We start from the raw sequence: 22,869 nt of genomic DNA on the forward strand, positions 1-22,869 counted from the left end.
CTCCGATCACGGCACCCGAGTCTAGCTATTTCTATGATCAATGCTCTCTGTGCCACCATCAGTAACCTGTCCAACCCCCCGGAAGACCTTAAAAGGGACTTCCCTCCCCTCACAAGGAGCGCGCGTGCTCACCGTTGGTGACAAGTTCCCCTCGTTCGATCTGACCGCCTGTGTCTCCCTGGAGAGCGGCAAGGAGTTCTCGCAGATCGACCACAAGACCTACGAGGGCAAGTGGAAGGTCATCTTCGCCTGGCCCAAGGACTTCACCTTCGTGTGCCCGACGGAGATCGCGGCCTTCGGCCGGCTCAACGACGACTTCGCCGACCGCGACGCCCAGATCCTCGGCTTCTCCGGTGACTCCGAGTTCGTGCACCACGCCTGGCGCAAGGACCACCCGGACCTGACCGACCTGCCGTTCCCGATGCTCGCCGACTCGAAGCACGAGCTGATGCGCGACCTCGGCATCGAGGGCGACGACGGCTTCGCCCAGCGCGCCGTCTTCATCGTCGACCCCAACAACGAGATCCAGTTCACGATGGTGACCGCCGGTTCCGTGGGCCGTAACCCCAAGGAGGTCCTGCGGGTGCTGGACGCTCTCCAGACGGACGAGCTGTGCCCGTGCAACTGGACCAAGGGCGAGACCACCCTCGACCCCGTCAAGCTCCTGTCGGGCGAGTGATATCCCATGTCACTCGATGAGCTGAAGTCCGCGCTGCCGGACTACGCCAAGGACCTGCGGCTGAACCTCGGCTCGGTCATCGGCAACAGCGAGCTGCCCAAGCAGCAGCTCTGGGGCACGGTGCTGGCCTGCGCGATCGCCTCCCGCTCGCCGCGGGTGCTGCGCGAGCTGGAGCCGGAGGCCAGGGAGAACCTGGAGCCCGAGGCGTACACGGCCGCCAAGTCGGCCGCCGCGATCATGGCCATGAACAACGTCTTCTACCGGACCCGGCATCTGCTGTCGGACCCCGAGTACGGGACGCTCCGCGCCGGTCTGCGGATGAACGTCATCGGCAAGCCGGGCGTGGAGAAGGTCGACTTCGAGCTGTGGTCGCTCGCCGTCTCCGCCGTCAACGGCTGCGGCCAGTGCCTGGACTCGCACGAGCAGGTGCTGCGCGGGGCCGGAGTGGACCGCGAGACGATCCAGGAAGCCTTCAAGATCGCCGCGGTGATCACGGCGGTCGGCACGACGCTGGACGCCGAAGCGGTCCTGTCCGAGGGCGTCTCCGCCTAGCACGGCCGGTACGAGAGGCAGGCCCCGGGGCCACGGTGTGCGAACACCGCGGCCCCGGGGCCTCTGCCGTACCCGCCGTCACTCCCGCCCGGCGGCTGTCGGCTTCCTCATGTCCTGTCCGCTCCTGCCCGCTCCCGTTCGCTCCTGTCCGTTCCTGTCCGCGATCGGATCCGGCGCGGTGATCACACCGCGCCGTCCCCGCCCTCGGCCGTGGCGGGCCGCACGGACGGCGCGGGAGGCGCCTCGGGAGCGGGCGCGGGCACCGGCGCCGGGTCGGGCTCAGGTGCCGGAGAGGCACCGGCAGCGGCGGGAGCGGCGACCGGCGCGGCGGCGGGCTCCGGGTCGGGCGGCGGCGTCGGCGCCGTACCGTGCGCCGTCGCGCCGTGCGGCGGGGGCGAGTCCCGCAGGTTCTGTTCCTGGCTGTACGCGCGCAGATAGCCGACGACGGTGTTGGTGACCGCCACCAGCGGCACCGCCACCACGGCGCCCGCGATCCCCGCCACCAGGCTCCCGGTCGCGACGGCGAGGACCACGGCCAGCGGGTGCACCCGTACGGCACGGCCCAGGATGAAGGGCTGGAGCACGTGTCCCTCGATCTGCTGCACCCCGAGCACGACCAGCAGCACCATCAGCGCGGTGAACACGTCCTGGGTGACCAGCGCCACGACGACGGCCAGCGCGCCGGAGACCAGCGCGCCGACCAGCGGGACGAAGGCACCGAGGAAGATGAAGACGGCGAGCGGCACGGCCAGCGGGACATCGAGCAGATAGAGCCCCAGACCGATGAACACCGCGTCGATCAGCGCCACCAGCACGGTCCCGCGCACATAGGCGGTGAGCGTGTGCCAGGCACGCGGCCCGGCCCCGGCGACGCCCTCGCGGGCCTGGGCCGGGACGAGCTTGAGCGACCAGCGCCAGATCTTGCTGCCGTCGTACAGCAGGAAGAGCGTCGAGAACATCGCCAGGAACATGCCGGTCAGCACCTCGATCATCACCGTCAGACCCTGGAGCCCGGCGGAAGTGATCTTCTCGGTGTTGGAGCCGACGGCGTCGCTGAGTGTCTTGGCGATGTCGTTGATCTGCGCCTCGGTGACATGGAACGGGCTGTTGAGCAGCCACGCCTTCAGCTCGTTGATGCCCTGGGTGACCCGGCTGGAGACATCGTCGATGTTCTCCATGACCTGCCACACCACGAACCAGCCGACCAGCCCCATGACGACGAAGCCGGCGATGGCGGTGAGGGCGGTGGCGAGCCCGCGCGGCACGCCGTACCGCTTGAGCCACGCGACGGTCGGCTGGAGCAGCGCCGTGATGAGCAGCCCGAGGACGAACGCCAGCACGACCAGCTGTACGGCGCCGATGACGCGCATCAGCACCCAGAGCATGCCCGCGAGGACGAGCAGCCGCCAGGCCGCCTCCCCCGCGACCCGCATGCCCCAGGGGATGGCGGCGGCCGGGTCCGGTTTGGGTGCCACGGCGGGGGCGTAGGCGGGGGGCGGCGGAACACTGTCCCGCGCGGCGCCCCCGGTGGGGCCGTCCTCGGCTTCGGCTTCGGCGCGGCGCTGTTCCAGGCGCTCCCCCATACGGGTGAGTTCCGCGCCCACTTGACCGAGCCACGATGGCACTCTCGACATGAATCTTCCTCTTCCCCCCGCCGGTCTCCCCACTCACCCTCCCCCCGGAGTGGTTCGCATCGAACCGTACACGGGCGGCTCGCGGGAGGGACCGGCGCCGGACACGGCAGCGGGCCGTGCCTCCGGGTGGGAGGCACGGCCCGCGGCCGGATCTCGGGTCGGACGGATACGTCCTAGTACCAGTGGTTGGCCTGCCAGAACGACCAGGCACCGCAGGGGCTCTGGTATCGGTCGTTCATGTAGCCGAGGCCCCACTTGATCTGGGTGGCCGGGTTGGTCTGCCAGTCGGCGCCCGCCGAGGCCATCTTCGACCCGGGCAGCGCCTGGACGAGGCCGTACGCGCCGGAGGACGCGTTCTGCGCCCGGTAGTTCCACGTCGACTCGTGGTTGACGATGTTGCTGAAGCACTGGAACTGGTCGGCCGGCACGATCTGCCGGGCCATGGCCTGGACCTCGGCCACCGTGTACGAGCCCTGGACGGGGAAGGAACCGGCGCTCGCGGTGGTCCGCACCTCGCTGCGGCTCGCGCGCTCCTCCGCTTCCTTCTTCTTCTTCTCCTCGTCGGCCTTGCGCTGGACCTCGTCCTCGGCGGCCTGCTTCTTCGCCGTGGCGTCCTTGGCGGCCTGGATACGAGCCGATTCCTCGGCCGACTTCCGCGCGGAGGAGTCGGCAGCGGCGGCCTGGGCGTCCGCCTGCTGCGTCAGCGACGCGGTCTGCACCTGGGCCTGCTGGCCCGCGGGGATGTCTGCGAGGAGCGTCATGTCGGCTGCGGTCGCCTCGAAATTGTCGCTCGAGGTCGTCTGGGGGTCGCCCGAGGCAACTCCCACGACAGCGCCGACGGTGGTGACCGCAGTGGCAGATGCCACAGCAAATCCCCGGACCGAGATCCGGCTCACACGGTGTCCTTCCAGCATCGCCCGCCCTCGTGACCTCACGGGCGCGATCGTGCCCCTGGCACTGGCCTCCGCACTACTTGGTCACGGGGAGACACGGGCCCGGTGGGCAATCCCCTGACGGGGAGAGCCGCGTGGTGCACGGGCGGCATACGGCGGCGGCTGTTGAGTTGTGTGGTGCCGCACCTCTGGAGGTGCGCGTGTGCCGCATGCGGGGCCTGACGGAAGCAAGACTCTGCCGGAAGGTCACGCCGGTAGGCAATTCTTCCTTGCGTGGGAAAGCTCACACCCCGTTTGCCGCAACGGTTCGCTGGAAATACCCGCGCAGCACGGCGCCGTCCGGCTAAGCTACTGCGCTCGCGCCGGACGGCGCCATCTGGGGTGATACGCGGTCAGATCTGGCCGTCCTCCAGCATTTCGGTCACGAGCGCGGCGATCTGCGAGCGCTCCGAACGGGTCAGCGTGACATGCGCGAACAGCGGATGGCCCTTGAGCTTCTCGACGACGGCGACGATCCCGTCGTACCGGCCCACCCGCAAGTTGTCCCGCTGCGCCACGTCATGGGTGAGCACCACACGGGAGTTGGCGCCGATCCGGGAGAGAACGGTCAGCAGAACGTTCCGCTCCAGGGACTGGGCCTCGTCCACGATCACGAACGCGTCGTGCAGCGAGCGGCCGCGGATGTGCGTGAGCGGCAGCACTTCGAGCATGCCGCGCCCCAGCACCTCCTCGATCACGTCACGGCCCGCGACCGCGGAGAGCGTGTCGAAGACGGCCTGCGCCCAGGGGCTCATCTTCTCAGCCTCGGTACCGGGGAGATAGCCCAGCTCCTGCCCGCCGACCGCGTACAACGGCCGGAAGACCATGACCTTCTGATGCTGTCTGCGCTCCAGGACGGCTTCCAGACCCGCGCAGAGCGCCAGCGCCGACTTCCCGGTGCCCGCCCGGCCGCCCATGGAGACGATGCCGATGTCCGGGTCGAGGAGGAGATCGAGGGCGATGCGCTGCTCGGCGCTGCGTCCGTGGATCCCGAACGCCTCACGGTCGCCGCGGACGATCCGCACATTGCCCTCCGGGGTGACCCGGCCGAGCGCCTTGCCGCGCTCGGACTGGAGCACCAGACCGGTGTGCACGGGCAGCTCGGCCGCCTCGGGCACATGGATCGACTCCTCGGTGAAGAGAAGGTCGACCTGATCGGCGGCGAGCGTCAGCTCGCTCATGCCCGTCCAGCCGGAGGAGCTGGTGGCATCGGTGATGGCGAGTTCGGCGCGGTACTCCTCGGCGAGGAGGCCGACCGACGACGCCTTGATACGCAGCGGCAGGTCCTTGGAGACGACCGTGACGTCGTACCCCTCGGCCTGGAGATTGCGCGCGACGGCGAGAATCCGTGAGTCGTTGTCCCCCAATCGGAAGCCGGCGGGCAGGATGCCGGGATCAGAGTGGTTGAGCTCGACGCGCAGCGTGCCTCCCAGGTCGCCCAGGGGGATGGGGGCGTCGAGACGGCCGAACCGGACACGGAAGTCGTCGAGCAGGCGCAGGGCCTGCCGGGCGAAGTAGCCGAGCTCCGGATGGTGCCTCTTGGCCTCCAACTCCGTGATCACCACGATCGGGAGCACCACTTCGTGCTCGTCGAAGCGGGACATGGCGTTCGGATCGGCCAGCAGGACGCTGGTGTCGAGAACATAGGTGCGCCTGTCGGGCATGCGGCGCTTTGTGCTGGTCACCACGGAAGGACGTACCCCCTCGGATGAGGTCGGGGTGCGACGGCGTCGCGGGCGGATGGCCGGGCTCCGGCCCCATGCGCGGGCCGGCGCTCCGGCCCTCCACGTCGCCCGTACGACTTGACGCACGGTCGTCCTGGTGCAAAGGGCCTCCCGGGCGGACGGCCCCATGCCGCCCGCTGAGATGCGATGTCCTCCGACTGTTCTTTTCGGACATCGACCTGGAGGAGGTATTCCCTCGAACACGCGCCGCCATGCCAGGTCGTACGGCGGACGGTGGGTGAACCGAGGGTGAAGGGGCCGCGCCGCGGGGCCGTCCCGACCGGTACGCCAGGTGGCCCCGGTGAGGCGGGGCGGAGCCGGTCCGAGGGGAGAACGCCGAGGTCAGCTTCCGTAGCGGCGGTGGCGCGCGGCGTAGTCGCGCAGGGCGCGCAGGAAGTCGACCTTGCGGAAAGCCGGCCAGAAGACTTCGCAGAAGTAGTACTCCGAATGGGCGCTCTGCCAGAGCATGAATCCGGAGAGCCGCTGCTCTCCGCTGGTCCTGATGACCAGATCCGGGTCGGGCTGGCCGCGGGTGTAGAGATGGGAGGAGATCAGGTCGACGTCGACGATGCCGGCGAGGTCCTCGAAGGAGGTCCCCTTGCTCGCGTGCTCCATCAGCAGGGAGCTGACGGCGTCGGCGATCTCCTGACGGCCGCCGTATCCCACGGCGACGTTGACGAGTATCCCCTTGTTGTCGGCGGTGGCCTGTTCGGCCTCCTTCAGCACGGTCTGGGTCCGGGCGGGCAGCAGGTCGAGCGTGCCGACGTGGTGCACCCGCCAGCGGCCGTCGGCGGCCAGATCGCGGACCGCGTTCTCGATGATGGAGACGAGGGGCGCCAGCTCGTTCTCGGGACGGTCCAGATTGTCCGTGGAGAGCATCCAGAGGGTGACGACCTCGACATTGGTCTCGGAGCACCAGCCCAGCAGTTCCTGGATCTTGCTGGCGCCCGCCTTGTGTCCCTGCTCGGCCGTACCGCCCGAGGCCCGCGCCCAGCGGCGGTTGCCGTCGAGGATGACCCCGATGTGCTTGGGCGCCTGAGCGAGGTCGAGACGCCGTTCCACCCGGCGTGCGTAGAGCCCATACACCAGGTCGCGCAAGTTCACTGAGTCCACCTCTCGATTCCATGGGGACCGGCGCGTCCGCTGACGGGATCCTGGGGCCGGCCCGGGGACCCCGAAGCCGTCACATTACTGCGCGCCCGCCGCTGCCACCCAACCCGGTCCGTCACAAGTCCGTGATAAGGAGGGAAGCATGAGCAATTCCCCCTCCTACCTCGCGGCCGATGACCGGTACGACTCCATGGAGTACCGCCGCACCGGCCGCAGTGGCCTGAAACTGCCCGCGATCTCCCTGGGCCTCTGGCACAACTTCGGTGACGACCGGAGTCTGGCTTCGCAGCGCGCGATCCTGCGCCGCGCCTTCGATCTCGGGGTGACGCACTTCGACCTGGCGAACAACTACGGGCCGCCGCCCGGATCGGCCGAGCTGAATTTCGGCAAGGTCTTCGCGCAGGACTTCCCGGCCTACCGTGATGAACTCATCATTTCGACCAAGGCCGGTTATTTGATGCATTCCGGCCCTTACGGCGAATGGGGCTCCCGCAAGTATCTGCTGTCGTCCCTGGACGCGTCCCTGAAGCGGATGGGGCTCGATTACGTCGACATCTTCTACTCGCACCGCTTCGACCCCCACACTCCGCTGGAGGAGACGATGGGGGCGCTGGCCTCCGCCGTGCGGAGCGGCAAGGCGCTGTACGCCGGGGTGTCCTCGTACAACGCGGAGCAGACCGCCGAGGCGGCGAGGCTGCTGCGGCAGATGGGGGTCCCGGCGCTCATCCATCAGCCGTCGTACTCGATGCTCAACCGCTGGACCGAGGACGACGGGCTGCTGGACACCCTGGAGACGGCCGGCATGGGCTGTATCTCCTTCGCGCCGCTCGCCCAGGGGCTGCTGACGGACAAGTACCTGTCGGGCATCCCCGAGGGGTCCCGGGCCGCGCAGGGCAAGTCCCTCGACCCGGGCCTGCTCTCGGACGAGGTGGTGCGGCGGCTGCGCGGGCTGAACGACATCGCGGGGCGGCGCGGGCAGTCGCTGGCGCAGCTGGCGCTGTCGTGGGTGCTGCGCGATCCCCGGATGACCTCGGCGCTGATCGGCGCGTCCAGCGTGACGCAGCTGGAGCAGAACATCGCGGCCCTGGCCGGGCCGGCCCTCTCGGCGGAGGAGCTGGCGGAGATCGACACTTTCGCGGTGGACACGAAGGGCACGAACATCTGGGCCGACCGGAACTGACGGCGGCCGGCGCCGGTGGACGGTTCGGTGACCAGGGCGCGCGGGCCGGGAGCCGAGAGCCGGTAGCGGGGTGCCGGGTGCCGGACAAAAAACGGGCCGGTCCGTGGGGGGGGATACGGACCGGCCCGAGGGGGGGTTTCCACCATAACCCTTTGTGAGCGCCGATGGGGGCCGCAACGCGCCAGGACGGTGTTTCGCGGCTCGGCGCGCACCTCGGCGAATCGGATAAGCCCAGCAAGAGCGGGCTTTTCACGGCTCAGGACCCCGATATGGCGAGTAGTTGCCATTCTGTGTCGTAACACTCAGGAGTGAAGTGGCTCCGGTTTGACCGCCTCGATCAGAAAGCGTGTGGTGGTGGCCACGAAGGGCCCGTCCGTCTCGATAAGGCGGTGCAGTTCGGCCAACCGGTCGCGGTATCGCTCGACCGTGAAGCCGGGCACCATCCAGATGACCTTGCGCAGGAAGTAGACGACGGCCCCGATGTCGTGGAACTCGGTGCGCAGTGCCGCCGTCCGCAGATCGACGACCCGGAGCCCGGCCCGGGCGGCGGCCCGCGCGGCTTCCTCGGGGTCGCGCGCGCGGCGGGTCCGGGCGGGCTGCGGGCCGAGGAAGAACTCGACCAGTTCGAAGACGCTGGCCGGCCCGACCTCCTGGGAGAAATAGGTGCCGCCCGGGCGCAGGACCCGGGCGATCTCCTCCCACCACGCCGTCACCGGATGGCGGCTGACCACCAGGTTGAAGGCGGCGTCACCGAAAGGCAGCGCGGGCTCGTCCGGCGCCGCGACGACCGCCACCCCCAGCGGGTGGAGCAGTGCGGTGGCGCGGGCGACGTTGGGCGGCCACGACTCGGTGGCCACGGTGAGCGGGGGCCGCTCCGGGACGGCGGCGAGCATCTCGCCGCCGCCGGTCTGGAGGTCCAGGGCCGCGGTGGCCCGGGCCATCCGCTCCCCCATCGACCGGGCGTACCCCCACGGGGGACGCTCCTCGGTGGCCCGGCCGTCCAGCCAGGAGAAGTCCCAGCCGTCGACCGGGACCGCCTCGGCCTCGGCGATCAGCTCGTCGAAGGTACGGGCCGGACGCGGGGGTAGGGGCTCCGAGGGCCCTGCGCTGGAATCCATGGGGCGATGGTGACAGGGGGTACGCGGGGCCGCGAAGGATTTTCGGGGGGTGTCAGACGGCGGCGAGCGCGCCCAGGAGGACGGCGAGCAGCGCGCCGACGATCATGAAGGGCCCGAAGGGAATGGCGGACTTGCGGTTCGCCCGGCGCAGCAGGATCAGCCCGAAGCCGTACACCGCGCCGAGCACGAACCCGGCGAAGGCGCCGGCGAACAGGACCAGCCAGCCGTACCAGCCGAGTACGACTCCGAGCGAGAGCGCGAGTTTCACATCGCCGAAGCCCATGCCGTTCGGGTTGATCAGGAACAGGACGGCATAGGTGAAGCCGAGTACGAGCCCGCCGAGCAGCGCCGTCGGCCAGGACCCGGCGCTGCCGGGGATCAGCTCGGTCGCGCCGAGCAGTACGGCGGCAGCGGCGGCGAGCGGCAGCGTCAGCTGGTCGGGGAGGCGGTGCACCCGGCTGTCGACCAGGGCGAGGAGCACGGCGAACGGTGCGACCAGCAGCCAGACGGCGAGTTCGGGGCGCGGCCCGGTGGCGGTGGCGAGGGCCGCGCAGACGAGGGCGGTGAGCAGGGGGACGGCGACGAGTCCGCCGAAGCGCGCGGCGGCGGAGCGGGGTGTGTCGGGGGTGCCGGAGGCGGGGGACGGAGTGGGGGCCGAGGGGTCCGGGGTGCCGGCGGCGTCCGGGGTACGGGTGCCCGGGGTGACGTCGGCGGGGCTGCCGTCGGGGGTGGGGGGTGCGGCGTGGCCGGTGCCGGGAGTGCCGCCGGGGGCGGGCGCCGTACCGGCGGGGACGGGCACCGAGGTGGCGCAGCGCGCGCACACCGGGAGCCCCAGCCATCCGCGGGCGGGCCCGGTGAACCGGTGGCCCGCCGGGCAGCCGTCGCGCCAGGGGTCCTCGGGCTCGACCGAGAGCCGGTACGCGGCGCGCGGCAGCAGAAGTCCGGTGGCCGCACCCCAGAGGGCGGCGACGACGATCAGCGTGACGTACACACCACCGACCCTAGAGCCGCCCGCCGGGCCCGGTCGTGGGTCCAGGGGCCCAACTCCCGGCGTCCAGGGCCCAGAAGATCCCGGCGGCGGACACGGGGAGCCCGGCGGGCGCTACCGTCTACGGCCATGGGCACATGGCGCAACGGCAGCGGACGGCTGACAGTCGAGGGACCGGACGGCTCCGGCGCGGAATCGGTGGCTGTGGAGATCGCCGCCTCGTACGGAACGCGGCGGCGCGGGCTGCTCGGGCGGGACGGCGTCGAGGGCGCGCTGCTGATCACGCCGTGCAACAGCGTCCACACCTTCCGGATGCGCTTCGCGATCGATGTGGCCTATCTGGACAAGGAGTTGAGGGTCATCGACCTGCACACCCTCAAGCCGGGCCGGCTTCCGCTGCCGAGGTGGAAGGCTCGCCATGTGCTGGAGGCCGAGGCGGGCGCGATGGAGCGCTGGGGGCTGTGCCGCGGCGCCCGGATCACGGTGAGAGCCCCGGACGCCACCTGAGTTCGCCGGTGAGGGCGGACGGTGGCCCGAAGGACGCGCCGGTGGTGCGGGACGCGGATGGCGCCGCCCGGGCCCCTTCGCCCTCCGCCGCTCCCCCGGTCCCGCCGCAGGCGCCGGCGAGCCCCAGTGCGAGCGCGGTGGCGACGGCGGCCAGCAGGACGCGGCGCGCGAGTCCCGGCGCCGCCGGGCCGTGCATCCTGGTCAGGTTCCTGTCCAACGGTCCTCCCTCTCTCGTGTCGGCCCGCTCTCTCGTGCCGGCCGACGGCCGGTGACCGGCCACGGCAGCCGTACGGGCACTCGCCGCCGGCGCGGCCCCTCGCCGCGTACCCCCACGGCGCGCGGCGCGGCCCCGGTGTCCTCCACCGTGTACGTACGGAACAGCTCGTCCGGTTCAGTGACGGCGCCGAGCAGTGCCCCGCGCTCGGACGTGGCGCGGTGGGCCAGTTGCCGGTCGGCCCGGTCGCGGTCGCGGTCGGTGTCGGTCGGTGTCGGTGTCGGTGTCGGTGAGTGTCGGTCTCGGTGGGGCGGACGTCGAGGTGACCGGGGACCGGCCGTACCGCGTCCGCGAGCCCGGCGGCGGGTTCGGCCGGCTCCGGGGGCCGAGTCCTACGTCGTGGGGGCGGCGGCCCCGGCCGGTCAGGTCGTGGGTCGTGCGCTGCCGCACGGAGTGGCGGGTGCCGAGGGTTGCGGGCGGCGCGCCCCGCCCGGCCGGCCGGAGGGCACCCGGCGCGATGTCCCCGGCGTCGCGCAGACGCCGAAGGGGGCCCGGTTTCCGGCCGAACTCGCCGTGCGCCGGGCCCCCTTCGTCGGGTCAGCTCTGGGAGCCACCGCTCTCGCCGCGCGGGAAGGAGACCTCCACGCGACGGTTCTTCTTGCGGCCCTCTTCGGTGCTGTTGTCCGCGATCGGGTAGTCCTCGCTGTAGCCGCGGACCTCGTAGGTGATGCCGGCGTCGTCGAGCTGCTGGTTGAGCACCCTCTGCACCGCGTCCGCGCGCTGCTTGGAAAGCACCTTGCCGTGCGCGTAGGTGCCCAGGTTGTCGGTGAAGCCGAAGACCCGGACCTTGCTCGCGCCCTGCTTCTTGATCTCGTTGGCGATGGCGGCGATACGGCCGTTGGCCCGGCTGCTGAGCTTCGCGCTGTCCTTGCCGAAGAGGACTTCGGCCTGGAGCGCGAACTTCACGTTCTCGTTGGTGTCCTCGCGACGCTCCTCGCCGCCCTCGGACTCGATGACCGAGATGATGTCGAGCACCTTCGCCGGGGCGAGGGTGGCGCCTTCGCGGAGCTTGAGCCCGGGTGCGTCGCCGTTGACCTGGGGCGGTGGCGAGGTGGAACCGGTGCCGGGCGGCGTGCTGGGCGACTCGTCGGCCCGGGCGCCGGGAGCCAGGGTGAGCTGCACGCCGGCGAGAAGCACGGCCGCCGCGAGGACCGTTGCCGCCGGGCGCCTGGCCGCGCGGGGGGCGCGGGGCGTCGTGGCAGCCATCAGGAGATCTCAATCGTGGCGGTGGGCATCATGGGGACCTGGAAGTCGACCTCGGTCGTGGAGGCGGGCGGGGCGGGGAACTGGGCGAAGAACGAGACGCTTCCGCCCGCCGGCACCAATGACACGCCCGTGGTCGTCAGTGGATAGCCGTCGGTGTCGCGCAACACGTAATAGCGCTTCTTACCGGCCTTGTCCACGAGGGTCGTACCGGCGAGCGACGGTCCTGTCCGCTTGACTTGAGACTCCTGACCGCTCCAGTTGGTGGGGGCGGCAAGCTGCTTGTTCGTAGTGTTCTTGATACTCCCCGACACGGTGAGGAACCCGCCCTCGTCGCGGTCCGCGGTGTTGATGACGAACTGGAACCCGTTGGCGCCGTTGATAGTCGCCAGGGTCTTGCTGGCGTCAGGGACCGTCGTGCCCCCACCATCACTTTCTTCCTTCGGCTTGTCGTCGCCAGGTGCGGAAGACGACGCACTGGTACCCGGGTCCCTGTCCTGCCCGCCATCGCCCCCGCAGGCGGTCAGAGAGGCGCTCAGCGCCACCGTGGCAAGGATGGCTCCCGCCGCCCTGCGCACCTTAACTCCATGCCACACACTCATGAATTCTGTTCCTTTGCGTTCGCTCGCGGTCCGGTCAGTCCTTGGCCAGTCGGACGGAGAAGAGGTCTGCAATGTCGGGAAGCAGATCAAGATGCTCCGGATCGATCGGCACGTACGTGCCGCCGCACACGAGCGTCCCCGGAGACGGCTGTCCACCGCTATCGGAGTCGTCCTCGTTCTCCGGATCGTCCCCGTTCCCCGGCGGCTCCTCTTCCCCTTCTTCCTCTTCAGCGGCCTTGAACGTGCACCGAGGCTGAACTACCGCCGTGGCCTGTGCCTTGGCGTACTTCGTCTCCGTACCCGGCAGGATGCTGGAACCCATGGGCTTCTGGGTGATGACGTTTACGCTGAAGCCCCAGTGATAGGCGTTGGACCGGCCGCATCCCCGGCCGTCGGCCGTGTTGTCCAGGTCGGCCTTGTTCTCATCCGCGAAGCGGGCCGCTGCGGCGCACCCGTCGGCGGTGCCGATCGGGTTGCCGTTGAAGACGTCGTCAAGGAATCCGGGCTTCAGCAGGTTCGTCAGCAAGTCCTCCCGGAACAGGTCACGGGATTCCTGGGCCGCCGCCAGGGCTGCGGCGTCCGCCGCCGACTGGGCGCTGCCGCGGGTCGCGCCGGCCTGACCGACCGCGAAGAACGCGAGCGCGAGAAAGAGCAGGCCCGCCACCATCGTGATGTAGATGGGGGCGGCCTGCCCTGACTCGCTGGTCCTACGAGCGATCACTCGCCGCCACCACCGCCGAGGATCTCGCCGACCTTGGTGGTGAGACCGGTCGCGATGGTGTCCGCCACACCCGAGCCCACGATGGCCGCGATGATCAGGGCAACCAGGACGATCACACCGACGTACTCCACAGCGCCCTGACCGCGGTCCCGGCGGCTCTTCATCGCAGTGATGGCGGTGTTCGCCCAGGTGCCGACGTAGACCTTGGTGGCGGTCGTGGCCTTCAGCGTGATGTTCGACATGGCGTTCTCCTCCGGTGTCGGCCGGCCGCGTTCCGGCCGACTCGTGCGAGTCTGTGGCGTCGCTCGCGATTCCGGCTTCCTCCTGGCCGGTCTCGCTGGCGACATGAGAAACGTACGCCGGGGAGAAGGCGGTCGCCATGGGTCTGTGGGCCCAACTGCGGGCCCAAGACGACGATTGGGCCCGTGCGGGGACCTGGGTGCCGTGAGGGGTGGGCCGGGTGCCGCGGGGAGCGGGGGTGCTGCGCTCAGGCATGGTCGGCGGCCCTCCCCCGCGCGTTTCCGTTCCAGAGCGCGATGGCCTCGCCGCGGCTCGCCGCGTTCAGCTTGGCGAAGATGCGGTTGATGTGGTTCTTGACCGTCTTCTGGCTGATGAAGCAGGCGGCGGCGATCTGCTGATTGGTCATACCGGACGCGATCAGGTCCATGATCTCCACCTCCCGCTGGCTCAGGTCCGCGTACGGATTCGCGCGGGACACGGCGAGCCCGGAGGGCGCCGCCTGCTGCCGCCCCTGCAATGAATGTGCCATATTCGCTTGCGAAAGCGAAGCACCTTGAGCAAATTGTTGCCCGTTCAACCCTTGGTCAACTGGCCCGTCCTGCGCGTTCGTTGCTGGCATCGGCGGCGAGTAGGGCGGGTGCCCCGGAGGTGAGGAGTGTGCGGATGCAGACGCGTGTTCGGATATGACGGGGGTGTAGCCGGGGCCGGTGAAAGCCGTACCCAGCCCTTCCGGCAGGGGCGCGTGGCCGTCCTCCGGGCCGCCGTCCCGCACCGTCGCCAGGAGCGCGCTGGAGGCGGAGTAGGTGAAGTGGGCCCGGCCCCGCTTGATGTCCCTGACCGCGTCGACCAGTTGGTCGGCGGTGAACTCCCCGTGTACGAGATAGCCGCCCGCGCCCAGTCTCAGCGCCTCGTGGACGATCCGGCTCTCGCGGCTGTACGTCATCATCAGCACCGGTGCCAGCCGCACCAGGTGCGGCAGGGCGGATATCCCGTCGACACCCGGCATGCGTACGTCCAGCAGGATGACGTCCGGGCGGGCGTGCGTGGCGAGTTCGTACGCCTGCCGGCCGTCCGACGCCTCCGCGACGACCTCGATGTCGTCGCGGCCGGAGAGCAGCACGGTGAGCCCGGCGCGTACCACCGGGTTGTCGTCGGCGACCACGACCCGCATCGGCGGCTGGGCGGGCATCGCGTGCGGGAGGGTGGGGAACTCCCCCGCCGCCGTGGGGGGCATCGCGGGTGCGGGTGGCGTGCGGGGCACGGGGCCAGTGGGTGCCACAGAGTGCGCCGAAGATACGAACGGTGAAGTACTGGGGCTGTAGTCCGGCATGGCTGCGGCCTCCTCTCGGGGTGGGTGGGAACGGGTTCCGGTTCAGGCCCGTTTCAGGTCCGGTTCGGTCAGTTCAGCAGCGGCGCGGAGGGCCGCGCCGGTGGTGGCGGGGCGGTCGGCGGCCGGTCGCCCGGCCGGCCGGGGTGGTGCGGCGCGCGCAGCGCCATGGCCGGCAGTTCCAGTCGTACCTCGGTGCCCCTCGCCGCCCTGCCCCGGCCGATCCGGATGCGGGCCCCGAGGGAGGCCGCCCGTTCGACCATCCCGACGAGGCCGAAGTGCCCGGCGCGGCGCAGGTCGTCGAGGGTCGTACCGGGCGGCAGGCCGGAACCGTCGTCGTACACGCTGATCCGCAGCACGTCGCCCACGATTCCGGCCGCGACGATCACATAGGTGGGATGGGCATGGCGCTGCGCGTTCTCCATCGCCTCGGTGGCGATCGTCAGCGCCTGGCGTGCCACCGCGTGCGGTACCGGCGGCACCGGGGTTTCACCGAGTTGCCGGAAGGACGCCCGCACGTGGTGGCGGCGCGCGAAGTCCTCTGTCCGGCTGGCCAGTTCGGCCAGTACGTCGACCCCGCCGTCCAGCCCGGACTCCCGGCGGAGGTCGGAGAGCAGCTCACGGGACTCGGCGGCGGCCCGGCGCGCGGAGCGCGCGACCAACTCCGCCTGGCGCTTGACGGTCCGCGGATCCAGCCGGTCGGCGGAGCCGGCCAGCCCGTCCGCCGCCATCGCGAGGCCGTGCAGGGTCTTGGCCACCGAGTCGTGCATCTCCCGGGCGAGGCGCGCGCGTTCCTCCTCGACGGCGCCGCTGACCGCGAGCCGGGCCCGTGCCTCGGTGAGCGCCTGGCTGGCGGCGCCGAAGCCCAGCATGAGGTTGCGCAGCGTACTGCCTATGGCGCCCGCGATGACGCAGAGTCCGGGCAGGAGCAGGGCGGTGAATCCGGCCTCCGCCTCGGTGTTGACGAGATAGGCCCCGCCGATGATCAGGGATTGGAGTACGGCGAAGAAGGCGGCGCCGCGCCAGCCGTACACCAGCCCGGCGAGGAGCGGGGTGCAGATGGTGACGTAGGCGAGCGTCGAGTCGGGAGAGGCCGTGATCAGGAGCAGCGCGCCGAAGATCATGTCGGCGGCGAGCAGCGCGGGGTGGCGCAGCAGGATGGGGCCGAACCGTTCCCAGTCGCGCAGCAGCACGTACGAGACCATGAAGGTGACGAGCACCGCCGAACTGACCAGCCATGTGCCCAGGCCGGGGGACGTGCCCGCGAGAGCGAAGGGGGCGGCGAGCGCGATCATCGCCAGGCGGAAGCCGAAGGTCTGCCGGCACAGCGCCTGGAGGGCGTTGACCTGGATGGGCAGTGAGGGCTCCTGACGGGGGACGGCGGCGGCCGAGCGCGGCACTTCACTGCTGTTGCCGCCCGTGAGAGTGAGCGTCTTCCGGGCCATGGGGGTCACCTCCCGTTCGAGCGGACGTGCGCGGACGTGTCTGTGGGGGACGCGGGTGCGGGGCGCCGGTGTCGCCCGGCCGTACGGGTGATCCGGGTGACGGCACGTGCGCCGGTCGCTGCGGCCGTCTCCTCGGAGCCCGCTGTCGTCGCGGCCCTCGCCGTCTCCTTCATCTCGGCTTTCCCGGTCATCCGGAGAGGATGCTTCCGAAATCGACACCCGACCCGTAGTAGAAACTGAGCACGATCAGAATCATGGTGGCCGGCAGCATCACCATGGTCACCACAAGCGTGCTCTTCGGAACCGCCTGGGCCGCGCTGCGCCGCGCGCTCTGGGCGTCCGCCCGGCGCATGTCGTTGGCGATCTGGATCAGCGTGTCGACGATCGGGGCGCCCAGCTCCTCGCCCTGCTGGAGCGCCGTGACGAACATCGACACCTGCTCGGAGGCGTTGCGGCGGCGCAGTTGCTCGAAGGCTTCGCGTCGGCTGACGCCCATGTCCATCTGACGCAGGGTGACACTCAGCTCGTCGGCCCAGGGGCCGCTGTACTTGTCCGCGACGCGCTCCAGGGCCTGCCGGAATCCCAGGCCGGCGGAGACGACGACGGCGAGGACGTCGAGGAAGTCCGGCAGGGTGCGTTCGATGTCCGACTTGCGGCGGCGGACGGCCGCCCGGATGATCACGTCGGGCCAGACCAGTCCGTACGCCAGCGCGACGAGCCCGATCACCGGCTGCCCCCTGGAGAGCATCGCCAGGGCGGCGAGCGCGCCCAGGGCGCCGTACACGGCCCGGCGGGCGGCGAAGCGGTCGACGGTCATGCCGCCCGGGTTGCCCGCCATGTCGAGCCGGCGGCGCAGAGCGTCGACGCGCTTGGGGCCCATCATCCGGAGCACGCTGGGTGCCCACCGCATGCCGAGCCGGTCGATTCCGGAACCCACGGCGGTCGTACGGGTGGAGCCGACCTCCAGGGCGATCGCGAGGTCGCCCGGAAGCCGGGCGTCGGCACGGTACATGCGGACGCCGTGGAAAGCTCCGTACACGCCGAGCCCCACGAGGACCGCGTAGAGAAGTCCCGTCATGTGTCTGTCTCCTGTCTTCTCAGACCTGGACCCGGGACATACGCCGGATCAGCAGGTAGCCGACGGAGTACAGGGCGAACGCGACGATGGTGCCCACCTGTCCCACCACCGAACCGGTCATCTTGTCGAGCGCCCCGGGGGTCATGCTGTTGATCAGCAGCAGGAAGCCGAGGCCGAGCAGGGGGACCGCCAGTGCGGTGACCTTCACCTGGGAGAGCATCGTCTTGACCTCGCGGCGGGTCTCCTTGCGCTCCTCCAGCGTCTCCGTGAGGTTGCGCAGCGAGCTGACCACCTGGCCGCCGGCCCTGCTGGAGAGCACCAGGGTGGTGACGAGGACGACCAGTTCGCGGGAGGGCAGCCGGTCGGCGAGTTCACCGAGGGCGTCGTCCAGGGAGTGTCCGATGGCGAGCTGGTCGGCGACCCGGCGCAGCTCCTCGCCCGCCGGGTCCTCCAGCTCGTCCGCCGCCATCGCCAGCGCCGTCCGCATCGCGAGCCCGGCGTGGGTGGCGTTGGCGAGCACCCGGGTGAGTTCGGGCAGTTGGCCGATGAAGGCTTCGGTGCGCTTGACGCGCTGCCAGTTGAGGAAGGCGTTGGCGCCCCACACACCGATCAGGGCGGCGAGGACACCGAAGAAGGTCGCGAAGATCGCCCCGACGACGAAGTAGAGACCGAACAGCCCGAGCACCACGTACACGACGTACTCGCCCGCCGTCAGATCGAGACCCGTCACCGCGATCTTGTGCTCGACGCGCTTGCCGAACGTCGTCCTGCGCAGCCGCCGGTCGAGGGCCGCGAAGCGGCGGCGCCTGCCGTTCACCATCGGCGTCTGTGCCGTCTGGGACATGCGGTCGATGAGCAGTTGCCGCTGTGCCTTGCCCGACGCGTACACATGCACGCCGATGACCGCGAGGGCGCAGGTCAGCAGGGTGACGCCGATCGTCAGGAGCGGGAGATTATCCATGTCGTGCGGGACCTTCTCGGTCGACGGGGACGGTGGGGGGCGGGGAGGTCTGCGGAGCGGGTACGGGAGGGGGCTTCGTCGGCCGCGCCCTCACGCCGCCGTCCTGCGTACGGCCAGGTCCTCCTCCGCGCTCGCGACGCCGAACGCCGCCGGGACGGGTTCGCCCTTCAGGTAGAGCCTGTCCGCGATCCGGCGCGGCAGCGGGTAGTACTCGAACCTGCCGTGGACACGTCCGTCCGCGCCCATCGGCTCGGCGAGGTAGCGGCAGACGGAGACGATCCGGTACTCCTCACGGCCGTGGGAGTCGACGATCGCGATCTCGGTGATCCGGCGGGAGCCGTCGGCGTGCCGGGTCAGCTGGACGATGACGTCGACGGCGCTGTTGATCTGGTCCTTGATCGCCACGAACGGGATCTCGACCTCCGACATCGAGGCCAGGGTCTGGAGCCGCATCAGCGCGTCCTCGGCGCTGTTGGCGTGCACGGTGGCCAGCGACCCGTCGTGACCGGTCGACATCGCCTGGAGCATGTCGAGTGTCTCGCCGCCTCGGACCTCACCGACGATGATCCGGTCGGGGCGCATGCGCAGCGAGTTGCGTACGAGGTCACGGATGGTGACCCGGCCCTTGCCCTCGACGTTCGAGGGGCGGCTCTCCAGGGTGATCACATGGGACTGCTGGAGCTGGAGCTCCGCCGAGTCCTCGATGGTGACGATGCGTTCGCCGTTGGGGATCAGCCCGGAGAGGGAGTTGAGCAGGGTCGTCTTCCCGGTGCCGGTGGCGCCGGAGACGATCACGTTGAACTTCGCGCGCACCAGTCCGGCCAGCAGCACCATCATCTGCTCGTCCAGCGAGCCCAGGCCGATCATCTCCTGGAGCGTGAAGGCGCGCGGGAAGCGGCGGATGGTGAGGATGGGGCCGGTGAGGGAGAGCGGCGGGATGATCACGTTGACGCGCTCGCCGGAGGGAAGCCGGGCGTCGACCATCGGATTCGCCTCGTCCACACGGCGGTTGACGGTGGAGACGATGCGCTCGATGGTCTGCATCAGCTGCTCGTTGGAGGTGAAGCGCATGGGCAGCATCTCCAGCCGGCCGTTGCGCTCGACGAAGACCTGGTCCGCCCCGTTCACCATGATCTCGCTGATGGAGGCGTCTTCGAGGAGGGGTTCCAGGATGCCGAGTCCGAGGGCCTCGTCGACCACCCGGCGGATCAGCTGGGTGCGCTCGACCGTGGAGAGGACCGGCCCCTCGCGGCTGATAATGTGGCTCAGGACCCGTTCGAGACGGGCCCGGCGTTCTGCCGCGGCCAGCGCGGACATCTCCGCGAGGTCGATCTCCTCCAGGAGCTTGGCGCGGTAGACCCCGACGAGAAGACTCTCCTCGCTCTGGCCGCTCGTCGGCTCGGGGCTGGTGATGCGCGCGCGGAGGCTCATCGTCCTCAACTCCCTCGTTGTGCTGTGCGTGGTGCGGTGCTGTTTGGCTGATGGTGTCCCGTACCGGCCGTGTGGGGCCGTACGGTCGGTCGCGGGGCCCCGCGGGTCAGTCGCGGGGCATCGTGACGCTCCTGCGGGCGTCGGGGAACGAGAAGACGCGCAGGATCGAGGGGATCTCGACGCGCGCCTCGACCTCGACGGCGGAACCGCCCTGGCTCTGCGAACGGGCGGTCACCGTCAGCCAGTCACTCGTCGCGGCCTCCGCGGCCTGCTGCGCGCTCAGCCGGGACTCCCGGTAGGTCTCCGCCCGGGCCGCCGCGCGTGCGGCCGTACCCGCCTGCTGCATGGCGTAGGCCGCGATCCCGAGCTGGATCGCCGCCAGGGCCACCAGGAGCAGCAGGGTGATCACGCCGGCGAACTCGACGGCGGCCTGGCCCCGGTCGCGGTCGCCGCCGCGTGGACGTTTCCACATGGGTCAGCTCTCCCTTACGGCGGAGGCGTGCGCGGGGACACCGATCGGGATGTTCACGCCGGGGAACAGCAGCGGGAGTTCGAGCTTGAGTTCCGCCCTGACCTCGTCCCCGGACGAGGTGCAGCTGACGTCGCGCAGCCGCCAGGCGCCGGGGAGGTACTCCTGCGCCGCCTGGAGGCAGGCGGCGGTACGCGACCCGTCGGTCACCGCCCCGGCCCGTACGGCCTGGTCCGCCGCGTTTCCCGCGAGGGAGAACGTGTAGCCGAGCAGCGCGGCCTCCCAGAGCAGGACGACGGTCGCCAGAATGACCGGCAGCACGCCGACGAACTCGACGGCCGCCTGCCCCCGGTCGTCGCGCGGGCCGCGCACCGGCCACCGGCCGCTCGCGGGCCCGCCCGGCGCCCGGCCGCCCGGTACCGGCCCGGTCACCGCCGAACCGCTCACCGCCGGCCCGCGGACAGCCCGGCGCCCGGCCGCCCGCGGGCGGCCGGGTATGCGTCCATCACGCTGCCGCGCGGCCGGGCCCGGCCCGTACCGCGCCTCGGCTCGCGCACTGCTGTGACCACTCATGGCGCAACGTGTCCCCTCAGCCTCGTCGATCCCGGTCTACGGCTTGGCGCGTCCTCGGCGGATGCCGATCGAGCCGCGGTCTCCCTTGAACGTCCCCTGTCCCGCCTTGGACTTGCCCGACTTCTCCACGGGCTCCGGGACCTTCACCAGGCCCAGCTCCCCCGCCAGCGCCCACATCGCCTGCTTCACGGTGGACTTGGACTCCAGGTCCTGCATCCGGCCCGCGTCCACCGACGCCTGAAGCTCCTTGAAGTTGGCGGGGACGGTCACCCGGGAGACCCGCGTGCCGGTGATCCGCTCGACGAGCGGCGGCTGGATCTCGGTGTTGCGCGTATGGCGGTTGACCACCGTGACGGTCTCCTCCGCCTTGCGGATCTGGAGCCGGTCCCAGAGCCGCACCATGCGCTTGGCGGCCCGGACCGACACCACATCGGGTGTGGTCAGCAGCACCGTGGTGTCGGCCATCTCGATGGCGGCGGCGTTCGCGCTGTTCATCTGGGTGCCGCAGTCGATGACCACGATGTCGTAACGGTGGCGCAGGGCGCTGACGATCTGCCGTACGGACCGTTCGTTGATCTCCTCGCCCCGCTCCCCCTCGCCCGGCGCCAGCAGCAGTCCGAGGCCGGTCGGGTGGATGAAGACCGCGTCCTGGAGCACCCGGGGCGACACGTCCTGGATGGAGGCGAGGTCCACGATCGACCGGCGGAACTGCACGTCCAGATAGGAGGCGACGTCCCCGGCCTGGAGGTCCAGATCGGCGAGCGCCGTGTTCATGCCCGACGCCTTAGCCGCCAGCGCCAGCTGGACGGCGGTCAGGGTCGTACCGACGCCGCCCTTCGCGCCGCTGACCGTGACGACGGTGCCGCCGGGGCCGGTGAAGACATCGTTGCCCTGGCCGAGATGGCGCCGTACGCCCACGGACCAGCCGGCGGCGGCCTGGACGCGCTGCGCCAGCTCCTCGTACGAGAGCGGCAGCCCGACCAGCCCCCGGGCGCCCGAGTCCATCGCGGCCGAGAAGAGACCGGGGCTCGGGTCCGTGGTGACCAGGACGACGCCCACCGCGGGGAAACGGAGGGATATTTCCCGGATCAGCTCCAGGGCCGGCACCGGGCCGATCCGCTCGTGGACCAGCACGACCTCCGGCAGTTCGTCGAGCGACTCGGCGGCGAGCCGCCCCAGCGTGTCGATCAGGGTGGTCGAGTCACCGACCGGCGCGGCCGGCTCCGCTTCCGGCAGCTGGCTGAGCAGGGTGGTGATGGAGCGGGCGGCGTCGACTTCGCCGACGGCCGGAAGGATGCGGGTGGTCATTCGTCCCTCACTTGTCCCCTTCGAGGGTGTAGATGTTCTCGCCGGGCCGCAGCGTCGTCGGGCTGCCGTCGGCGAGAAGCGCGAGCCGTACGTGCTGCGCGAAGGATTCCGCGTACGCGACGCGCTGGGCGTCCTTCGTCTTCAGCGCGAAGGTGATCGGCACGGCCTGCTTGATGGCGCCGCGGCCCCTGTCGTCCTCGTCGGGCTCCAGGGCCGTCAGCTTGCCGACGTCGATGACCTTCGCGTTGGGGACGATGATCCGGGACTCGGACTTGGCGCCCGTCTGGCTGTCTCCGGCGAAGGTGGCGAAGATGTTGACCAGGTCGCCGGGGGAGATCTTGCCCGCGACGCCGGTCGCGGCGTCGATCATGATGGCGATCTCCTGCTCGTCGTTGGCGAGCGCGGGCCGCTTGACGATCATGTCGTCCTGGAGCAGCGAGCCCTGCTTCAGCTGGGTGACGGCGATCTTCCCGCCCACGACGGACAGATCCGTGACGGCGTTCTTGGAGAGCCAGCGCCTGGGCATCGTGACTTTCTCGAACTGGTCAGGGGCGAGCTGCGTGTACGGCGCCACGTCCTCCTTCAGCCGGTAAGCGGCCACTTCGGGGCCGACTTTCGAGTTCACGTCGCTGATCACCGAGAGAACACCGGCGAAGGCCCCGAAGGCGCAGAGGACCGAGAGGAGAAGCAGTATGACGCCGCGGCGTTGCCGTGAATTCATGAGCGGGACAACCTCGTTCGGTGACGGGGGACGTAGAGCCTGGGTGGAGAAGCCGCGGCTTGGGGGCGAGCGGGGAGCGGAGGGACGGGGCA

Annotated in this window: 24 protein-coding genes; 4 read left to right on the forward strand and 20 right to left on the reverse strand. The window is 70.6% G+C overall.

Features of this window, described 5'->3' with window-relative positions; genetic code table 11:
* Positions 1 to 124 precede the first annotated feature (124 nt).
* Together ACFY6S_RS13730 and ACFY6S_RS13735 are read left to right on the forward strand one after the other, a co-directional pair.
* Positions 125 to 679 (forward strand): peroxiredoxin, encoded by a 555-nt coding sequence (locus ACFY6S_RS13730; RefSeq protein ID WP_388815518.1) that lies wholly within the window; start codon positions 125 to 127, stop codon positions 677 to 679.
* 6 nt (positions 680 to 685) lie between these two features.
* Positions 686 to 1,231, forward strand: coding sequence for an alkyl hydroperoxide reductase (locus tag ACFY6S_RS13735; protein ID WP_388815520.1), 546 nt, complete (start codon positions 686 to 688; stop codon positions 1,229 to 1,231).
* Between the two features lie 182 nt (positions 1,232 to 1,413).
* Here ACFY6S_RS13735 and ACFY6S_RS13740 read toward each other — a convergent pair whose 3' ends face one another.
* The 4 genes from ACFY6S_RS13740 to ACFY6S_RS13755 all read right to left on the reverse strand — a co-directional run bounded on the left by ACFY6S_RS13740 (position 1,414) and on the right by ACFY6S_RS13755 (position 6,625).
* A complete protein-coding gene (locus ACFY6S_RS13740; RefSeq protein WP_388815522.1) occupies positions 1,414 to 2,865 on the reverse strand; it encodes an AI-2E family transporter in 1,452 nt (483 codons plus the stop codon).
* Between the two features lie 173 nt (positions 2,866 to 3,038).
* Entirely contained in the window at positions 3,039 to 3,761 is a 723-nt protein-coding gene (locus ACFY6S_RS13745) for a transglycosylase SLT domain-containing protein (protein WP_388815524.1), read from the reverse strand.
* 389 nt (positions 3,762 to 4,150) lie between these two features.
* A complete protein-coding gene (locus ACFY6S_RS13750; protein ID WP_388815526.1) occupies positions 4,151 to 5,485 on the reverse strand; it encodes a PhoH family protein in 1,335 nt (444 codons plus the stop codon).
* A gap of 378 nt (positions 5,486 to 5,863) precedes the next feature.
* Positions 5,864 to 6,625: an isoprenyl transferase gene (locus ACFY6S_RS13755; RefSeq protein WP_388815528.1), complete on the reverse strand. Its 762-nt coding sequence runs from the start codon at positions 6,623 to 6,625 to the stop codon at positions 5,864 to 5,866.
* A gap of 148 nt (positions 6,626 to 6,773) precedes the next feature.
* Between ACFY6S_RS13755 and mgrA the strand changes: the two genes are divergently transcribed.
* Positions 6,774 to 7,811 (forward strand): L-glyceraldehyde 3-phosphate reductase, encoded by a 1,038-nt coding sequence (gene mgrA, locus ACFY6S_RS13760; protein WP_388815530.1) that lies wholly within the window; start codon positions 6,774 to 6,776, stop codon positions 7,809 to 7,811.
* A gap of 302 nt (positions 7,812 to 8,113) precedes the next feature.
* Here the strand turns inward: mgrA and ACFY6S_RS13765 are convergent, their stop codons facing one another.
* On the reverse strand, positions 8,114 to 8,929 hold the full coding sequence (locus ACFY6S_RS13765; RefSeq protein WP_388815531.1) for a class I SAM-dependent methyltransferase: 816 nt from the start codon (positions 8,927 to 8,929) through the stop codon (positions 8,114 to 8,116).
* A 52-nt stretch (positions 8,930 to 8,981) separates the two neighbouring features.
* Positions 8,982 to 9,920, reverse strand: coding sequence for a prepilin peptidase (locus ACFY6S_RS13770; RefSeq protein WP_388815533.1), 939 nt, complete (start codon positions 9,918 to 9,920; stop codon positions 8,982 to 8,984).
* A gap of 126 nt (positions 9,921 to 10,046) precedes the next feature.
* On the opposite strand from ACFY6S_RS13770, the gene ACFY6S_RS13775 reads away from it, so the two are divergent.
* The gene (locus ACFY6S_RS13775) at positions 10,047 to 10,424 is read left to right on the forward strand and encodes a DUF192 domain-containing protein (protein WP_388815535.1); all 378 of its coding nucleotides are present in this window, start codon (positions 10,047 to 10,049) and stop codon (positions 10,422 to 10,424) included.
* Here ACFY6S_RS13775 and ACFY6S_RS13780 read toward each other — a convergent pair.
* The 14 genes from ACFY6S_RS13780 to cpaB all read right to left on the reverse strand — a co-directional run bounded on the left by ACFY6S_RS13780 (position 10,396) and on the right by cpaB (position 22,777).
* On the reverse strand, positions 10,396 to 10,641 hold the full coding sequence (locus tag ACFY6S_RS13780; protein WP_388815536.1) for a hypothetical protein: 246 nt from the start codon (positions 10,639 to 10,641) through the stop codon (positions 10,396 to 10,398). The genes ACFY6S_RS13775 and ACFY6S_RS13780 overlap by 29 nt on opposite strands.
* 594 nt (positions 10,642 to 11,235) lie before the next feature.
* Positions 11,236 to 11,904 (reverse strand): OmpA family protein, encoded by a 669-nt coding sequence (locus tag ACFY6S_RS13785; RefSeq protein ID WP_388815538.1) that lies wholly within the window; start codon positions 11,902 to 11,904, stop codon positions 11,236 to 11,238.
* The gene (locus ACFY6S_RS13790; RefSeq protein WP_388815540.1) at positions 11,904 to 12,503 is read right to left on the reverse strand and encodes a hypothetical protein; all 600 of its coding nucleotides are present in this window, start codon (positions 12,501 to 12,503) and stop codon (positions 11,904 to 11,906) included. Before ACFY6S_RS13790 ends, ACFY6S_RS13785 begins: the two co-directional genes overlap by 1 nt.
* Positions 12,504 to 12,537: 34 nt before the next feature.
* On the reverse strand, positions 12,538 to 13,224 hold the full coding sequence (locus tag ACFY6S_RS13795) for a pilus assembly protein TadG-related protein (RefSeq protein WP_388815542.1): 687 nt from the start codon (positions 13,222 to 13,224) through the stop codon (positions 12,538 to 12,540).
* Positions 13,221 to 13,466: a hypothetical protein gene (locus ACFY6S_RS13800; protein ID WP_388815544.1), complete on the reverse strand. Its 246-nt coding sequence runs from the start codon at positions 13,464 to 13,466 to the stop codon at positions 13,221 to 13,223. Before ACFY6S_RS13800 ends, ACFY6S_RS13795 begins: the two co-directional genes overlap by 4 nt.
* A gap of 245 nt (positions 13,467 to 13,711) precedes the next feature.
* Complete coding sequence (locus ACFY6S_RS13805; protein ID WP_388815546.1) at positions 13,712 to 14,794, reverse strand: response regulator; 1,083 nt, start codon at positions 14,792 to 14,794, stop codon at positions 13,712 to 13,714.
* A gap of 68 nt (positions 14,795 to 14,862) precedes the next feature.
* Entirely contained in the window at positions 14,863 to 16,236 is a 1,374-nt protein-coding gene (locus ACFY6S_RS13810; protein ID WP_388815548.1) for a sensor histidine kinase, read from the reverse strand.
* A gap of 187 nt (positions 16,237 to 16,423) precedes the next feature.
* Entirely contained in the window at positions 16,424 to 17,314 is an 891-nt protein-coding gene (locus tag ACFY6S_RS13815; RefSeq protein WP_388815550.1) for a DUF5936 domain-containing protein, read from the reverse strand.
* A gap of 19 nt (positions 17,315 to 17,333) precedes the next feature.
* Positions 17,334 to 18,275, reverse strand: coding sequence for a type II secretion system F family protein (locus ACFY6S_RS13820; RefSeq protein WP_388815552.1), 942 nt, complete (start codon positions 18,273 to 18,275; stop codon positions 17,334 to 17,336).
* 90 nt (positions 18,276 to 18,365) lie between these two features.
* The gene (locus ACFY6S_RS13825; RefSeq protein WP_388815554.1) at positions 18,366 to 19,706 is read right to left on the reverse strand and encodes a CpaF family protein; all 1,341 of its coding nucleotides are present in this window, start codon (positions 19,704 to 19,706) and stop codon (positions 18,366 to 18,368) included.
* Between the two features lie 106 nt (positions 19,707 to 19,812).
* Positions 19,813 to 20,178 carry a TadE/TadG family type IV pilus assembly protein gene (locus ACFY6S_RS13830; protein WP_388815556.1) on the reverse strand — a complete coding sequence of 122 codons (366 nt, stop codon included), beginning with the start codon at positions 20,176 to 20,178 and terminating at the stop codon, positions 19,813 to 19,815.
* A 3-nt stretch (positions 20,179 to 20,181) separates the two neighbouring features.
* A complete protein-coding gene (locus ACFY6S_RS13835; protein ID WP_388815558.1) occupies positions 20,182 to 20,607 on the reverse strand; it encodes a TadE/TadG family type IV pilus assembly protein in 426 nt (141 codons plus the stop codon).
* Between the two features lie 177 nt (positions 20,608 to 20,784).
* Positions 20,785 to 22,056, reverse strand: a complete 1,272-nt coding sequence (locus tag ACFY6S_RS13840; RefSeq protein WP_388815560.1) for a CpaE family protein — start codon at positions 22,054 to 22,056, stop codon at positions 20,785 to 20,787.
* Positions 22,057 to 22,063: 7 nt separating this feature from the next.
* Entirely contained in the window at positions 22,064 to 22,777 is a 714-nt protein-coding gene (cpaB, locus tag ACFY6S_RS13845) for a Flp pilus assembly protein CpaB (RefSeq protein WP_388815562.1), read from the reverse strand.
* Positions 22,778 to 22,869 lie beyond the last annotated feature (92 nt).

Source organism: Streptomyces sp. NPDC012835 (genome assembly GCF_042900885.1).
Taxonomy (GTDB): Bacteria; Actinomycetota; Actinomycetes; order Streptomycetales; family Streptomycetaceae; genus Streptomyces.

Coding starts and splice junctions, on each gene's coding strand:
- ACFY6S_RS13735 (WP_388815520.1), top strand. CDS start 686: ATGTCACTCGATGAGCTGAAGTCCGCGCTGCCGGACTACGCCAAGGAC.
- ACFY6S_RS13740 (WP_388815522.1), bottom strand. CDS start 2,865: ATGTCGAGAGTGCCATCGTGGCTCGGTCAAGTGGGCGCGGAACTCACC.
- mgrA (WP_388815530.1), top strand. CDS start 6,774: ATGAGCAATTCCCCCTCCTACCTCGCGGCCGATGACCGGTACGACTCC.
- ACFY6S_RS13765 (WP_388815531.1), bottom strand. CDS start 8,929: ATGGATTCCAGCGCAGGGCCCTCGGAGCCCCTACCCCCGCGTCCGGCC.
- ACFY6S_RS13775 (WP_388815535.1), top strand. CDS start 10,047: ATGGGCACATGGCGCAACGGCAGCGGACGGCTGACAGTCGAGGGACCG.
- ACFY6S_RS13785 (WP_388815538.1), bottom strand. CDS start 11,904: ATGGCTGCCACGACGCCCCGCGCCCCCCGCGCGGCCAGGCGCCCGGCG.
- ACFY6S_RS13790 (WP_388815540.1), bottom strand. CDS start 12,503: ATGAGTGTGTGGCATGGAGTTAAGGTGCGCAGGGCGGCGGGAGCCATC.
- ACFY6S_RS13800 (WP_388815544.1), bottom strand. CDS start 13,466: ATGTCGAACATCACGCTGAAGGCCACGACCGCCACCAAGGTCTACGTC.
- ACFY6S_RS13805 (WP_388815546.1), bottom strand. CDS start 14,794: ATGCCGGACTACAGCCCCAGTACTTCACCGTTCGTATCTTCGGCGCAC.
- ACFY6S_RS13810 (WP_388815548.1), bottom strand. CDS start 16,236: ATGGCCCGGAAGACGCTCACTCTCACGGGCGGCAACAGCAGTGAAGTG.
- ACFY6S_RS13815 (WP_388815550.1), bottom strand. CDS start 17,314: ATGACGGGACTTCTCTACGCGGTCCTCGTGGGGCTCGGCGTGTACGGA.
- ACFY6S_RS13820 (WP_388815552.1), bottom strand. CDS start 18,275: ATGGATAATCTCCCGCTCCTGACGATCGGCGTCACCCTGCTGACCTGC.
- ACFY6S_RS13825 (WP_388815554.1), bottom strand. CDS start 19,706: ATGAGCCTCCGCGCGCGCATCACCAGCCCCGAGCCGACGAGCGGCCAG.
- ACFY6S_RS13830 (WP_388815556.1), bottom strand. CDS start 20,178: ATGTGGAAACGTCCACGCGGCGGCGACCGCGACCGGGGCCAGGCCGCC.
- ACFY6S_RS13840 (WP_388815560.1), bottom strand. CDS start 22,056: ATGACCACCCGCATCCTTCCGGCCGTCGGCGAAGTCGACGCCGCCCGC.
- cpaB (WP_388815562.1), bottom strand. CDS start 22,777: ATGAATTCACGGCAACGCCGCGGCGTCATACTGCTTCTCCTCTCGGTC.